General features: G+C 61.3%; 13 protein-coding genes. 4 read left to right on the top strand and 9 right to left on the bottom strand.

The genetic code is table 11. The features are described from left to right. Positions 1-4: 4 nt before the first annotated feature. Positions 5-295 (top strand): hypothetical protein, encoded by a 291-nt coding sequence (locus AADV58_RS14060; RefSeq protein WP_341743472.1) that lies wholly within the window; start codon positions 5-7, stop codon positions 293-295. On the opposite strand, the gene AADV58_RS14055 is transcribed toward AADV58_RS14060, so the two are convergent. The 5 genes from AADV58_RS14055 to AADV58_RS14035 form a co-directional block, all read right to left on the bottom strand. Then, positions 282-902 carry a response regulator transcription factor gene (locus tag AADV58_RS14055; protein ID WP_341743471.1) on the bottom strand — a complete coding sequence of 207 codons (621 nt, stop codon included), beginning with the start codon at positions 900-902 and terminating at the stop codon, positions 282-284. The genes AADV58_RS14060 and AADV58_RS14055 overlap by 14 nt on opposite strands. Then, positions 892-3,288, bottom strand: a complete 2,397-nt coding sequence (locus AADV58_RS14050; protein WP_341743470.1) for a PAS domain S-box protein — start codon at positions 3,286-3,288, stop codon at positions 892-894. The genes AADV58_RS14055 and AADV58_RS14050 overlap by 11 nt, the downstream gene beginning before the upstream one ends. A 12-nt stretch (positions 3,289-3,300) precedes the next feature. Then, positions 3,301-4,023: an LrgB family protein gene (locus tag AADV58_RS14045; RefSeq protein ID WP_341743469.1), complete on the bottom strand. Its 723-nt coding sequence runs from the start codon at positions 4,021-4,023 to the stop codon at positions 3,301-3,303. Further along, positions 4,020-4,361 (bottom strand): CidA/LrgA family protein, encoded by a 342-nt coding sequence (locus AADV58_RS14040; RefSeq protein ID WP_341743468.1) that lies wholly within the window; start codon positions 4,359-4,361, stop codon positions 4,020-4,022. Before AADV58_RS14040 ends, AADV58_RS14045 begins: the two co-directional genes overlap by 4 nt. Before the next feature lie 94 nt (positions 4,362-4,455). Beyond that, complete coding sequence (locus AADV58_RS14035) at positions 4,456-6,318, bottom strand: diguanylate cyclase (protein ID WP_341743467.1); 1,863 nt, start codon at positions 6,316-6,318, stop codon at positions 4,456-4,458. A gap of 326 nt (positions 6,319-6,644) precedes the next feature. Here AADV58_RS14035 and AADV58_RS14030 point away from each other — a divergent pair, with 326 nt between their 5' ends. After that, the gene (locus tag AADV58_RS14030) at positions 6,645-8,648 is read left to right on the top strand and encodes a TonB-dependent receptor plug domain-containing protein (RefSeq protein ID WP_341743466.1); all 2,004 of its coding nucleotides are present in this window, start codon (positions 6,645-6,647) and stop codon (positions 8,646-8,648) included. Between the two features lie 72 nt (positions 8,649-8,720). Here AADV58_RS14030 and aceB read toward each other — a convergent pair whose 3' ends face one another. Further along, complete coding sequence (gene aceB / locus AADV58_RS14025) at positions 8,721-10,319, bottom strand: malate synthase A (RefSeq protein WP_341743465.1); 1,599 nt, start codon at positions 10,317-10,319, stop codon at positions 8,721-8,723. Positions 10,320-10,433: 114 nt separating this feature from the next. Here aceB and AADV58_RS14020 point away from each other — a divergent pair, with 114 nt between their 5' ends. Continuing rightward, complete coding sequence (locus tag AADV58_RS14020) at positions 10,434-11,336, top strand: LysR family transcriptional regulator (protein ID WP_028994638.1); 903 nt, start codon at positions 10,434-10,436, stop codon at positions 11,334-11,336. Positions 11,337-11,362: 26 nt separating this feature from the next. After that, on the top strand, positions 11,363-11,686 hold the full coding sequence (locus AADV58_RS14015; protein WP_341743464.1) for a YbaN family protein: 324 nt from the start codon (positions 11,363-11,365) through the stop codon (positions 11,684-11,686). Here AADV58_RS14015 and AADV58_RS14010 read toward each other — a convergent pair. From AADV58_RS14010 to aceA, 3 genes are all read right to left on the bottom strand, one after another. Beyond that, the gene (locus AADV58_RS14010) at positions 11,649-12,863 is read right to left on the bottom strand and encodes a GGDEF domain-containing protein (RefSeq protein WP_341743463.1); all 1,215 of its coding nucleotides are present in this window, start codon (positions 12,861-12,863) and stop codon (positions 11,649-11,651) included. The genes AADV58_RS14015 and AADV58_RS14010 overlap by 38 nt on opposite strands. 139 nt (positions 12,864-13,002) lie before the next feature. After that, positions 13,003-13,218, bottom strand: coding sequence for a YdcH family protein (locus AADV58_RS14005; protein WP_028994640.1), 216 nt, complete (start codon positions 13,216-13,218; stop codon positions 13,003-13,005). Between the two features lie 133 nt (positions 13,219-13,351). Beyond that, on the bottom strand, positions 13,352-14,662 hold the full coding sequence (gene aceA / locus AADV58_RS14000) for an isocitrate lyase (protein ID WP_341743462.1): 1,311 nt from the start codon (positions 14,660-14,662) through the stop codon (positions 13,352-13,354). Positions 14,663-14,830 lie beyond the last annotated feature (168 nt).

The following is a 14,830-nucleotide window of genomic DNA, read 5'->3' as shown; positions in this document are numbered from 1 at the left end:
CGAAATGCATCCGACACCGGTGGCCGGTGCGGCGGAGGCCTTGCCGGCCGATAATCCGGAAGTGTTGCAATTCATCCACGAGCGCTGGCGCAGTAACGAACTGAGCGAACTCGACCGCGATTTCGTTCGGGTCATCGAGGACACGATCGAACTGCTGATTTCCAAGCGCCTGATCCTGTTCACCGACCTGCCACCCAAGGTTCAGGAAAAACTCCTGCGGCGCAAGGAAATCCGTCAGCGCACGGGCTTCGAAAGCCGTCTGGGAGACGGCGGCGACGACATCATTCCGCTTTAGTCGTTTCCATCACCGCGCGCACCAGTTCGGCCAGGGTGCGCGCGCCCATCTTGTCCATGACCCGGGCGCGGTGCGCCTCGACGGTCTTCATGCTGATGTCCAGGCTGTCGGCGATCTGCTTGTTCAGCTTGCCGGCCACCACCAGGTCCATGACTTCGCGTTCGCGCTGGGTCAGGGTTTCCAGGCGCTGGGCAATGGCGTCGCTGCGCTTGCGCCGCGTTGCGTTTTCACATTCCAGCGTTAGCGCCCGCCGGATGCGGGCGAGCAGATCCTCGTTGTGGAAGGGCTTCTCGATGAAGTCGCAGGCACCGCGTTGCAGGGCAGCGACTGCCATCGGCACGTCGCCGTGACCGGTGACGAAGATCACCGGCAGTGCCGAGCCACGGTCGGCCAGGTGTTCGTGCAGTTCGAGTCCGCTCATTTCCGGCATGCGCACGTCGAGCACCAGGCAGCCGCGCATGTCGTCGCGGTAGGCGGCCAGGAAGTGTTCCCCGGATTCGAAGCAGGCGACGGCATAGCCTTCGCCTTCGAGCAGCCAGTTCATCGAGTCGCGCATGGCTTCGTCGTCATCGACGACGTAGATCACTTGTTCGGTGTCACGCATCATGTTCGTCCTTGTCTTCCTGGGGAACGGTGAAATGGAAGGCTGTGCCGCCCGCATGGCGACGCTCCACCCACAGGCGTCCCTGATGGAATTCTATGATGGAACGGCAGATCGGCAGACCGATTCCCATCCCGTCCGGCTTGGTGGTGTAAAAAGGGGTAAAGATCTTTTCGATGTCCGCTTCGCTGAGGCCGTGTCCGCGGTCGGCGACGATGACTTCGACCGTTCGTGCATCACGGCTGCGCGCCCGGATCTGCAACTGCCGCTCTTCGGGCGGCAGGCTGCTCATCGCCTCGATGCCGTTCTTGATCAGGTTGAGTAGCACCTGTTCGATCATGATGCGGTCGACCACCACCCGGGGCAGGGTGTCCGGGATATCGACCAGCAACAGCGTGCTGCTGCGCTGGGCCTCGATGTCGGCAAAGGCCCGGGTGTCGTCGATCAGTTCGGAGAGGGCCACCGGCTGGCGATGCGGCTCGCCCTTCTTGACCATGTCGCGCATGCGGCGGATGATCTTGCCGGCGCGTTCGGCCTGGTCGGAAGCCTTCTGCATCGCCGCCAGCAGATCGTCGATCTGGTAATTGCCGGCCTGCATGCGCTTGACGCAGCCGGCACAGTAATTGGCGATCGCCGACAGCGGTTGGTTCAGTTCGTGGGCCAGCGACGAGGCCATTTCACCCATGGTGATCAGTCGTGAGGTCTGGTCCAGCCGCTTCTGCTGCTGCAGGTTGACCTCGTCGATGCGCTTGCGGTCGGTGATGTCGGCGGCAATCTGGACCTTGACGATACGTCCGTCTACCCAGCGGATGGCGCGTTCGTGCAGGTGATACCAATGGCCGGACAGGCGATGGCGGATTTCGCCGTCGAACAGTTCGCAGGGCAGGTCGTCGTGGGTCAGCGTTTGCGGGTCGCGCGCCAGTTCGTCGGCTTCGGGACGACAGGCTTCGGTGATCTGGGCGCTGTTGCGTCCGACTGCATCAAAACCGAAGATGTGCTGGAAGGAGCGGTTGGCAAACAGGATTTCGCCGCTGCCGAGATCGGCGACGTGTACCGCCGAGTCGAGTCCGTCGATCACCGTTTCGAAACGCTCATGCGCCCGTTCGAGTTCAAGGCGGGCGCGGCGCGGTTCGGTGATGTCGTTCATCGACGCCATCCAGCCGATCTGCCTGCCCTGGGTATCGATCAGCGGCGAGAAATAGAGGCGGACATAGAAACGTTCGCCGCTCTTGCGCATGATGCGCATCTCGTAGCCGCCGGCCGGCGCCCGGCCGCCCAGGGCCGAGTCGATGGTGTTCTGCAGGGCAGCGAATTCCTCGGGCGGCCAGTAGGGGTAGGGCGGCTTGATGCCGACCAGTTCGCTCTCGTCGAAGCCGGTCATCCGGCAGAAGGCGGCATTGACGAAGGTGATCCGGCCCTCGAGGTCGATCGCCCGCAGGCCGGTGATCAGCGATTGCGACATGGCCTGGGGGAAGGCATAGGCGGCGCGCAACTGCTCTTCGGTTTCGGCCCGACGTTTGGCATGGCGGCGCAGTTGCAGCATGGTCACCGAAGTGATCGCGGTCAGCAGGACGATCAGCAGGGTGGGCAGCAGCGTCAGCCAGACGCCGCCGGCCCGGTAGGCGACGATCTCCAGTCCCAGCCGATTGTTCGGCAGGTTCAGATTGATACGGCCCGATATCTGGCGGTCGCTCGGTTTGACCGAGGTATTGCTGAACACCTCGCGCTCTTCGGCATCGATGACGCTCAGGCTGTAGCGCGTGGTGAAGGCGGTGGGCATCGAGGCACGGAGCAGGGTTTCCAGCGACTGCAGGGCAATGAAGGCACCCAGGTCGGCGCTGCCGCGCTGCACCGGCAGGATCAGGTCGTGCAGCGGGCGGCGGTCGATATCCGGGTAGTCGGGCGAAACCACTTCCCGGCGAATGCGCAGCGCCTCCTGCAGTGCGGTCAGCCGGATACCGCTGAGGCGTTCGCCGACGAAGGTCGCCGTCGATTCATTGGGTGCCACCCATTCGACGTAGCCGTCGGTGTCGACCCAGGCGACGGCGAGGATTTCCGGATTCTCCCGGACGTAGCGGCTGGCCTTGACCTGGAAGGACTCGTAATTGAGCTGCATGAACTCCTGTTCACGGCCCAGTTCGCGCAGGAATTCGAGGTGGTTGAACAGGCGGTTTTCCAGCGTCCGCTCGGCCCAGTGCATGTCGGCTTCGAGCGCCGAGCGGGCGGTGTCGTGCTCACGCCATTGCAACAGGCCGGTGATGATCAGCATGGCCAGGGCGAAGATGCCCACCGCCAGGTAAGGGGCGTTCCATAACCAGGTCTGGTGCGGCGAGGGGGCAGGCGGCTTGGGGAACATGACGGGATTCTTGGCCCCGGATGACGGTTCGGCCATTGGTACTTACCCTTACTGGAAAAGCCAGCCGGCGATGACCGGCAGCAGCAGAGCCGTCAGCAGTCCGTTCAGACCCATGGCCAGCGCTGCGAAGGCGCCGGTTTGCTCGTCGACCTGGAAGGCGCGGGCGGTACCGATGCCGTGCGAGGCGACGCCCAGCGAGAAGCCGCGAATTGCCGGATCGTTGATGCGGGCGATGGCAAACACCTTGCCGGCGACGATGGCGCCAAGCACGCCGGTGAAGATCACCAGGACGGCGGTCAGCGACGGCAGGCCGCCGATCTTCTCGGCGATGCCCATGGCAATCGGGGTGGTCACCGACTTGGGCGCGAGCGAAGCCTGGGTTGCCAGATCAGCATCGAACAGGCGGGCGATCAGCACGGCGGAAACGATCGCCGTGGCGCTGCCGGCCAGCAGCCCGGCCGAAATCGGCAGCAGCATGCTGCGCACGCGGCGGAACTGCGTGTACAGCGGCACAGCCAGGGCAACGGTGGCCGGACCGAGCAGGAAGTGCACGAATTGGGCGCCGGCGAAATAGGTTTCGTAACTGGTGCCGGTCAGCCACAAGAGGCTGGCCAGGATGGCGACGGCGATCAATACCGGATTGGCCAGCGGATGCTGGCCGCTGCGCAGGTATAGACCGTGGGCCAGCTGGTAGGCGAGCAGGGTGACGGTCAGCCCGAGCAGCGGCGAGGCCGACAGGTAGACCCAGATCTCTCCAATGGGCTGGATCATGGCTTGCTCCGGGTGCTCAGGCGCATCACCCAGGCGGTGACCAGCAGGGTCAGGACGGTGCTGACCAGCAACGACAGCAGCAGCGCCAGCCACTGCTCGCCGACCCGGCCGAGATGCAGGACGATGCCGGTGCCGGCTGGCACGAACAGCAGCGACAGGTGCTTGAGCAGGTTCTGGCTGGTCGAGCGCAGTTCTTCGTCAGGGCCGCGGCGCAGCGCCAGCAACAGGAACAGCAGCAACATCCCGGCAACCGGGCCGGGAACGGGCAGTGCCAGCCAGCGGACGAGGATTTCGCCGCATAACTGGCAGACGAGCAAGAGAGAAAGGGCGGCGAGCATGGTGGGCTCCGGCAGGGACGTGCCGCCCAGTGTATTTCTGTCTTTTTCTTTTGTTAATGCCCGAAAAAGGCGAATGATATTTTACTTCAGGTAATCAATAGTCTTCGTCGCTCGACCACATTTCGGGGGTGAAGCGGATGACCCGGTTACGGCCGGTTTCCTTCGCCTGGTACAGGGCAATATCGGCAAACTTCACGGCCTGCCAGAAAGTCGCACTGTCGCCGGGGAAGTCTGCGATGCCGATGGAGATGGTCTTCTTCAGCACGATGCTACCGATCTGTATCTTCAGTGCCTCGACCTCCAGGCGGATCTTCTCGGCGATCGCGAATGCCTGTTCCGCGCTGCTGTCGAGCAGGATGATCAGGAACTCCTCCCCACCATAGCGGATGACTAGGTCGGAAGCGCGTACGGCCTGCTTGAGCACGTTGGCCATGGCCTTGATCACGGTGTCGCCGGCATCGTGGCCGTGGGTGTCGTTGACCATCTTGAAATAGTCGAGGTCGAGCATCATTACCGCCGCGTGGCCGCGTTTGCGCTGGACGCCGGCGACCAGCGTCTCGACGTACTCCTCGAGGAAGCGGCGGTTGTTCAGTCCGGTCATCGGGTCGCGCAGGGTCGAGTCGCGCAGGCTTTCCATGAGGCGCTTGGTTTCCAGCACCGGCGCGGTTTCGCGCAGGTAGACCTGGAGCAGCGGGGCGCATTCGTGCAGCTTGCTTTCCTCTTCAGGCTTGCAGATGATCTGGACGATGCTGCCGACCGAGCCCGACTGGATGATCGGGAAGCAGACATGGCGCCGGTCGCCGGCTTCGGACGGCGGCTGGAAGGCATAGCAGATGCCGGGATTGTCGATACTGTCGACGATATGGCCGGTACGGCGGACGCGGCAGGCCTCGGGGCGAACCAGTATCTCCGGATCGCACCAGCGGCAACCGTCGGCGGCTTCGCCGTCGACGATGATGCTCTTCATCTGCTTCTTGTTGCTGGTGATTTCGTACAACGAGAATTCCTGGCGGCCGAACTCCTGTTGCAGCGTGGTCGACAGCCGCTGATAGATTTCCGACTTGGTTTCGTCTTCCTCGATCGCCTGCTTGAAATGCGAGGCCTTGGACAGCCCGTCCACCATGTCGATGGTTGCTGTCAACAGGTTTTCACCCGGAGTCGCCGAGCGTTCGGTCAGCTTGGCGACGCTCGTTCCGATCCGGTTCAGGCCGGTTTCCAGGAAGCGTAGCAGCCGGTTCATGTCGTTGGCGATCTGCCCGATCTCGTCGTTGGTCCGTTGCTCGACATGGGCCTTGAAGTCGCCATCAAGGGCGCGTTGGACGGCATGCTCGACGGCGGTCGCGGTTTCCGAAATCGGCCGCAGCAGGCGGCGCAGCAGCAGTATCAGCAGCAGGGCAAACAGTGCCACCGCCCCGGTGATGCCGGCCACCGTCCACAGCGCCTTGTGGCGCAAGCCATCGATCGACATGGTCATGGTCACCGCGCCGAGTACCGTTCCTTCGGTGACATCGTGGCATTGCAGGCAGTTCGGCGTTCCATGCGAAGTGGCAATGTAGGGAATGGTGCCGCGGAACATTGTTTCGCCTTCTTCCCGGAAGATTTCGAAGGTGGCGCGCCCGCCGGCCATCACCTGGCGTTCGATGGCATCCGGGCGACTTTCCATGTTCAGGCCCAGGCCGAACTGACGTTCAAGCTCGGGCGAGCGGACGACCCGTGCCGAACGCAGTCCCTGAACTTCGAGCATGCGCTTGAGGAAGCTCTCGCGGCGATCGATGACGCCGTTGATCATCGACTCGGTCAGATGGACGCGTACGACCTCGCCGGCGGTCCGGATGTGTTCGGTGGCTGAAGCAATGGAAAAGCTGCGGAAGGCGTAGAGACTGATGGCAACCAGTACTGCCATCAGCGTCACGGCGATGGCGATGAAGAACAGGGTGACCTTGGTGTTGAGATTCACGGGAGAGCTTTCGGCAACAAGGTGGCAGGAAGGCACCGATTATGTCCGAGCTGACATTGCGGGCCAAGCCCTGACAGGCGCCGTTGTGCTGCAATTGCGATCTCCTTTGATTGAGGTCAATCTTTTGGGGGGGATATGTCGTGGCAGACATAGTCGATGATTTACTAGTAGGATGCCCAGAGGGTGCCCTTGCCCTTCGTCGCTATAATTCCGTTCATGTTCCCCATTTCGGCTTGTCCAGCATGCCTTTGAGTCGACGTCTGTCAATTTGCTGTTTCGCTACACTGTTATCCACGGCTGTGCTGGCGCAGGAGGAGCACGAAGAGATGTTCTTCAGCCAGCTGCCGGTGGTATTCACCGTCAGTCGCATGCCGCAACCGATTTCCGAGGCACCGGGAGCAGTCACTGTTCTGGATCGGGAGATCATCCGCGCCTCCGGTGCTCGCAGCGTCGCGGAGCTGCTGCGTCTGGTGCCCGGCTTTCAGTTTTCGCCACGAACGAACGAACCTGCACGCACCAGTTATCACGGCATTCCCGATGATAGTTTCGCCTCACGCGCGCAAGTCCTCGTCGATGGCCGTTCACTTTATTCCGCCCTGTTCATGGGGGGGGTGAATTGGGATCTGATGCCGGTTGCTCTCGAGGATATCGAGCGTATCGAGGTCATGCGCGGTACCAACGTGGCTGCCTATGGGACCAACGCCTTCATGGGCGTGATCAATATCGTCACTCTCGACCCTTCGCTGGCCCGGGGAACGTCCATTTCCATCTCCCAGGGAAACGACGGTATCCGTGATCGTCTACTGCGCTGGGGCGGAAAACTGGGGAATGCCGATGTGCGGATGACCTATCAGATGCAGGGGGACGATGGGGTGAGATTTGTTCCACTGAATTCCGGTGAACCGGGTCATGTGGCTAACGATATCCGCAATCAGCTATTCAATTTGCGGGCCACGCTTCCGCTCGGCCATAGCGATGAACTGGATTTTTCCTTGGGGCATGTTGGCGGAGACATCAGTCAGGGGCGTAGTGATCAGGGGGATAGCCCACCTCGCACGGCGACACATGCCACGCAATATGTGCAGTTCAATTGGCGTCGTCAGCTATCGGAACGCTCCGAACTGAGATTGCGCTACTCGCGCACCCGCGAAAGGCTTGATGATCATGTCAACAGTACGGTGAGAGTGACTTCGCCTGTTACGGTGGACTTGCTGCTCGATCAGGAAATGGGCGGCGAGGCAACTCGTGACGAATTGGAAATCCAGCATGCTTTTTCCCCAATAGCCAGTACTCGCCTCGTTTGGGGCCTGGGGACACGCAGCGACGAGACGCGAGCGCCGCTTTATTTTCAAGCCGTCGCCAGGAGAGAGGTGCAACGGTTCTTTGCCCACCTTGAGTGGCGCCCGGCACGGCAATGGCTGGTCAATCTTGGTGGTAGCCTTGACAAGGACAGCCTGACCGGTAGCGATTTTTCGTCCCGGTTCAGTACCAGTTACCATTTGACCCCCGAGCACACCCTGCGCTTCGGCCTTGCCCGTGCCTATCGCATTCCCTCCATGTATCACCATCAGGGCTTGTTGTCCTACTCCGGGACGAACGGCAATGCCACATTGACCCGCCGGCTCTTCCTGGCATCCGGAGCGGTCGATCCAGAGCAGTTGACCAGTTTGGAATTGGGCTACTACGGTGAATTCAAGCGCTTGAGTGCTTCCCTGGATGTGCGCTTGTTCGACGAACGCATTCCGAATCGCGTTGCTAGATTGGGGAAAAATTTTGCTCCTTTGGCGACTTGCGAATATGTGATCGTGGTGCCGAGCTTAAGCGGGACTTGTGGAACAGGCGCTGACTATGCGGCCAATGCAGAGAGCCTGCGTATCAACGGCCTGGAATATCAGGCGCGCTGGCAGCCGCTCGAGGGTACGCGACTGATCCTGAACCAGTCATGGGTCAAGTTGCGTTCGCATCTGTTGGATGTGGAGAGCAGCTATTCTCAGAGTGACAAGGATCGTATCCTCGATCAGACCAGGGTTTCCGCCCCGCGGCTGTCAAGCAGCCTGATGCTGATGCAGAAACTGCCGTACGGACTGGACCTGAGTATCAGCAGCCATCATGTCGGCAGGATGCGCTGGAATCGCAATTATCCTGGCGATAAGAACACCTTGCCCAGTTATGTCCGTACCGACGTCAGGCTTGCCCGTGCCTTTCGCCTGGGGGGCAATCGTGCAGAAGTGGCCTATGTCGGGCAAGCGGTCGATGGCGGGCATCTGGCCCACACCTACTCCTGGCGTTTTGAGCCGAGGCACTGGCTGACGCTGCGCCTGGAAATGTAAGTAAAAAAGCGCCGGGTTTGCACCCGGCGCTTTGGCCTCTGCGGGATCGGAGCGTTTGCTGCGCCCTCTCTGTTACGCCATCGCTTCGTACAGCGGCAGGGTCAGGAACTCCGGGTAGTCCGGGGTCAGCGACATGCGGTCGAAGATCTCGGCGGCCTGGTCGTAGGTCGCGGTGTCTTCGCCTTGCGCCGTGACGGTGGCCTTCACCTTGGCCAGTTCCTCGGCGATCATCGGGCGGACCATTTCAACGGTGACCTTGCGGCCGTCGTCGAGGACGCCCTTCGGCGAAACCACCCATTGCCAAACCTGCGAGCGCGAGATTTCGGCGGTGGCGGCGTCTTCCATCAGGTTGTGGATGGGCACGCAGCCGTTGCCGGCCAGCCAGGAGCCGAGGTAGTGGATGCCGACGTTGATGTTGTTGCGCAGGCCGGCTTCGGTGATCGGGGTGGTCGGGCGGAAGTCGAGCCACTGTTCGGGCCCGAACTTGCCTTCAACCTGCTTCTCGAACTGGTTCGGGCGGTCGCCGAGGACCTTGACGAACTCTTCCATGGCGATCGGCACCAGGCCCGGGTGGGCCACCCAGCCGCCGTCAAAGCCGTCGTTGGCGTCGCGGGTCTTGTCGTGGCGGATGCCGGCCAGGGCCTTTTCGTTGGCAACCGGGTCGTTCTTGATCGGGATCAGGGCCGACATGCCGCCCATCGCCGGGGCGCCGCGTTTGTGGCAGGCCTGCACCAGGGCCAGGGCGTAGCCGCGCATGAACGGGACTTCCATGGTGATGGCGCTGCGCTGGGCCAGGCAGAAGTCCTGGTTCTTCTTGAACTTCTTGATGCACGAGAAGATGTAGTCCCAGCGACCGGCGTTCAGACCGGCGGAGTGGTTGCGCAGCTCATACAGGATTTCTTCCATCTCGAAGGTGGCGAGGATGGTTTCGACCAGCACGGTGGCCTTGATCGTGCCTTGCGGCAGGCCGACGTGGTCCTGGGCCATGACGAAGGCGTCGTTCCACAGACGGGCTTCGAGATGGCTTTCCATCTTCGGCAGGTAGTAGAAGGGGCCGGCGCCGCGGGCGATCTGTTCCTTGGCGTTGTGGAAGAAGACCAGGCCGAAATCGAACAGGCCGCCGGAGACGCGTTGACCATCAACGAGGACGTGCTTTTCGTCGAGGTGCCAGCCGCGCGGACGGATCTGCAAGGTGGCGATCTTGTCGTTGAGCTTGTATTCCTTGCCGTTTTCGTTCTTGAACGACAGTTCGCGGCGGATTGCCTTGTACAGGTTCACCTGGCCCTGGATCTGGTTTTCCCAGTTCGGGCTGTTGGAATCCTCGAAGTCGGTCATGTAGGAGTCAGCGCCCGAGTTGAAGGCGTTGATGATCATCTTGGCTTCGACCGGGCCGGTGATTTCGACGCGACGGCACTGCAGGGCGGCCGGCACCGGGGCGACCTTCCAGTCGCCGTTACGGATGTGCGCAGTTTCCGGCAAGAAGTCCGGCATTTCGCCGGCGTCGATACGCGCCTGGCGCTCGAGGCGGGCCTTCAGCAGTTCCTGGCGACGGGCTTCGAAGGCGCGGTGCAGCTTGGCGACGAACTCGAGTGCCTCGGTGGTCAGGATGGATTCCCATTCGGGCTTGATCGGGGCGTTGATTTGCACGCCAGCGGGCAGGTTGATGGCCATGAGAGGACCTCCGGTAGTGAGTGATTGAAATGCTGCAATGCGATGCATTGTATGAGTCTTCTATAAGACTTGAAATACCGCTAGAATCACTTCATCTTTTACTGTGGGTATCAAATGAGCCGCTTAAAGCAGATCGAAGCCTTCGTCAGTGTCGCAACCCGCGGCAGTTTGTCGGCGGCGGCCCGGCTGGAGGGCGTGACGCCGGCCATCATCGGGCGCCGTATCGACGCGCTCGAAGCGCGCCTGGGCGTGCGTCTGCTGTTGCGTACCACGCGCCGGCTGACCTTGACCTTCGAGGGGCAGGCCTTCCTCGAAGACTGTCAAAAGCTGCTCAACGACCTGGCCAACGCCGAAGCCGCCGTTTCCCTGGGTGGGGTGCAGGCCAGCGGTTATCTCAAGATATCGGCGCCGGCGGGTTTCGGTCGTCAGCATGTGGCGCCGCTGGTCGGCGACTTCATGCAGGCCAATCCGGAGGTCCGGGTCAATCTCAACCTCAGCGACCGCCTGGTCGACCTGATCAACGAGAACATCGACTGCGCCATCCGGATCGGCGAAATGACCGATTCCAGCCTGGTCAGCGTGCGTCTCGGCGAAATGCGCCGGATGGTGGTGGCCAGTCCGGCCTACCTGGTCGCGCACGGCGTGCCGCGGACGCCGGATGACCTGGCCGGGCACAATTGCCTCTCGCTCGGGCAGCAGCGTGGCTGGCTGTTCCGCCATCCGGACAGTGGCGAAACCCGGACGCTCAAGGTGGGCGGCAGTTTCGAGTGTAACGACGGGGCGGTGCTGCACGAATGGGCCCTGGCCGGGCGCGGGCTGGCCTGGCGCTCGTTGTGGGAAGTGGGGGGCGATCTCAAGGAAGGCCGGCTGACCTCTGTGCTCGATGCCTGGCAGGCGCCACCCATGGGCATCTACGCGGTGTTTCCCCAGCGCCGGCATCTGCCTTTGCGGGTGCGCTTGTTCATTGACCTGCTCAAGGAAAACTACAGCCGGCCCAGCTATTGGGAATTGCGGTGAGAAAGCCGGTTTTTCGGGTGCTGGGGGTGTGTTCACTCGCTCTGGGCGGGATCGGTGTCGTCCTGCCGCTGCTGCCGACCACACCTTTCCTGATTCTTGCCGCTTACTGCTTTGCCCGCTCGCATCCGGAATGGGAGGCGCGGCTGCTGAATCATCCGCGGACCGGACCGGCGATCATCGCTTGGCGCGAGCGTGGCGCCATTCCCTTGCTCGCCAAACGCCTGGCGACGCTGATGCTGGCGATCAGCGCCGTGGTCGGCTGGTTTTCCTTGCCCGGTGACTGGCGCTACCTGCCATCAAGCATCGGTGTGGTCATCCTGCTGTGGATGTGGTCGCGTCCGTCTGACTGACCGGCGTCAGTTTTTGCCAGCGACCATCCGGCCAGACGACGCCGTCGCGGCCGCGTTGCTTGGCTTCGTACATGCGTTGGTCGGCGCGCTGAACCATGCTTTCCCAGTTCGCGGTATTGGCTTCCATGCTCGATGCAATGCCGATTGATGCAGTCATCGGCTGGCCGTCCGGACGCAGGCCGAGGCCCATGTCGCGCATGCGCTGCAACAGCGAGCCGACATACTCCGGCGGGGTATCCGGCAGAACGGCGACGAATTCCTCACCGCCCCAGCGAATCAGCAGATCGCTGCGGCGCAGCGCGTGACGGATATTGTCGGATAGCGTGCGCAAGCAGCGATCGCCGGCTTCGTGGCCGTAGCTGTCATTGACGCTCTTGAAACGGTCGAGGTCGATGAAGGCCAGGGTCAGCGGCTTGCCGGACATGTTGTTGAGGCGGAACAGCAGTGCCAGCGCATCTTCGCCCGAGCGCCGTGTGTAGGCACCGGTCAGTTGATCGTGCATGGCCTTGACCACCAGCGTTGCCATGTAGTGACACTGGCTCATGCCCGAGAACATGGCGACGCCCAGCATCATCAGCATGAACCACAGCATGCCGCCATATTGGGCCAGTTCCGTCATCTGTCCGGACAGGATGACACCGTAAAGGCTCAGGGTAATGACCGGCAGAGCCAGCAAGGCGGCTTCAATAGCGGTCAGCGGGAAAATGGCCAGTCCGCCGAGGACGATGGTCGGCAGGTAGGCGTACAACTGGGTGACCAGTTGCTGGGTCCTGGTCTGGCTGGCGGCGGCGAGCATGTCCGCCGAGAACAGATGGAACAGCGAGGGTACCAGCAGCAGGACCAGCAACGCGGCCAGCGCCTGGGCGTAGGGGCGGGTCAGTGAAACTTCCCGGGGCCAGGCGAGGACGCCGAAGACCAGAGCCGCAAGGATGCGCAGGCCGACCAGATTGGCCGCGGTTTTCAGGTCGAAGACCAGAAGATCAACGATGGACCCGAGTGGCACCAGGATGGCAAACAGGCCGGCAATCAACTGGACGCGAGCCATGATTACAGAGGCTGCATGGCGGCGCAGTTCGGAAGTGCGTCCAGCCGGGGTCAGCATGTCGAGAATCTGGTTGCCATTCAGTTGTGAAGGGGCCAGGATGTTCTTACTGATTTTTTGCCACAGACTGCTCACGGTAGGCTCGATTGGTCATAAGGTTGTCAACATTATGACCTTTTGGATAGTTTCTTTGCCAGATGTTTTCCACAATGAAAAAGACCGCGCTCGCATGAGGCGGTCTTTATTGCATTTTGGACGCTTGAAGCGTTTCCTGTCAGGCTTCCGCCTTGCGCAGGACTTCGTAAAGCTCGTCCTTGAGTGCCAGCTTTTCCTTCTTCAGCACTTCAATTTCCAGTGGGGTACCCGGTTCGACGTGGTTTTCCATGTTCTTGATTTTCTGGTCAAGTTCATTGTGCTTGTCGAACAGATTCTGGAAGTGGCGATCCGTGGTTTTCAGCCGGGTGATCAGGTCTCGGTATTCGGGAAACATCGCATGCTCCTTTGTGGTTGTATGTTCAGTTCGATTCTACGCCTGTCTGGCGCCGACGATGAAAAAGGCCGATCCCTTTTGAGGATCGGCCTTCTGGATGCCGCAGGATGTCGCGGCAATCGTAAGCGGTCGCTTAGTGGAATTGTTCTTCTTCGGTCGAGCCGGTGAGGGCCTTGACGGAGGAGGAACCACCCTGGATGACGGTGGTGACTTCGTCGAAGTAACCGGTACCGACTTCCTGCTGGTGCGAAACGAAGGTGTAGCCGTCTTCGCGGGCAGCGAATTCCGGTTCCTGAACCATGTTCACGTAGTGCTTCATGCCTTCGCCGCGAGCGTAAGCGTGGGCGAACTTGAAGGTGTTGTACCAATTGACGTGGATACCGGCCAGGGTGATGAACTGGTACTTGTAGCCCAGCGCCGACAGTTCTTCCTGGAAGGAAGCGATCTGCGAGTCGTTGAGGTTCTTCTTCCAGTTGAATGACGGCGAGCAGTTGTACGACAGCAGCTTGCCCGGGCAGGCGGCCTGAACGGCTTGGGCGAATTCGCGGGCGAAGCCGATATCGGGCACGCCGGTTTCGCACCAGACGAGGTCGGCGTACGGGGCGTAGGCAACGCCGCGAGAGATCGACTGCTCCAGACCGTTCTTGACGCGGTAGAAACCTTCCTGGGTGCGCTCGCCGGTGAGGAACGGCTTGTCGTTCTCGTCGTAGTCGGAGGTGATCAGGTTGGCGGCTTCGGCATCGGTACGGGCCAGGATCAACGTCGGAACGCCCATGACGTCAGCAGCGAAACGAGCGGAGATCAGCTTCTCGACGGCTTCGCGGGTCGGGACGAGCACCTTGCCACCCATGTGGCCGCACTTCTTGGCGGCAGCCAGCTGGTCTTCGAAGTGCACACCGGCGGCGCCGGCGGCGATCATGTTCTTCATCAGTTCGAAGGCGTTCAGCACGCCGCCGAAACCGGCTTCCGCGTCGGCAACGATCGGCAGGAAGTAGTCGATGAAGCCTTCGTCGCCCGGATTGATGCCACGCGACCACTGGATTTCGTCAGCGCGCTTGAAGGTGTTGTTGATGCGGCGAACCATCGTCGGGACGGAGTCGTAGGCGTACAGCGACTGGTCCGGGTACATGGTTTCCGAGGTGTTGCCGTCGGCAGCAACCTGCCAGCCGGAGAGATACACGGCTTCCAGGCCAGCCTTGGCCTGTTGCATGGCTTGACCAGCGGTGATGGCGCCGAAGGCGTTCACATAACCCTTCTTGGCACCACCGTTGACCTTTTCCCAGAGGACCTTGGCGCCGCGCTGGGCCAGGGTGTATTCCGGCTGCAGGGAGCCACGCAGGCGAACCACGTCAGCAGCGGAGTAGCCGCGCTTGACGAGCTTCCAACGGGGGTTTTCGGCCCAGTCTTTTTCCAGGGCGGCGATTTGCTGTTCGCGAGTGCTCATGTGTATTCCTCAGAAGTTGGGTTGGGAAATCGGTATTGCGCAGAAACATTTTTACGCTCTGCGATGTCCGACAGTATAGATAAAATCGTGCACGGCAGCAATGGTCTTATATAAGACATAAGACAAAAAATTATCATTTTAAAACAATGTGCTAGATGGTAAATTTTG

The sequence above is a fragment of the Azonexus hydrophilus genome (genome assembly GCF_038368255.1).
In the GTDB taxonomy this organism is placed as follows: domain Bacteria; phylum Pseudomonadota; class Gammaproteobacteria; order Burkholderiales; family Rhodocyclaceae; genus Azonexus; species Azonexus hydrophilus.
Note: the sequence above shows the minus strand (reverse complement) of the source record. Positions and strands in the feature narration are given on the sequence as shown.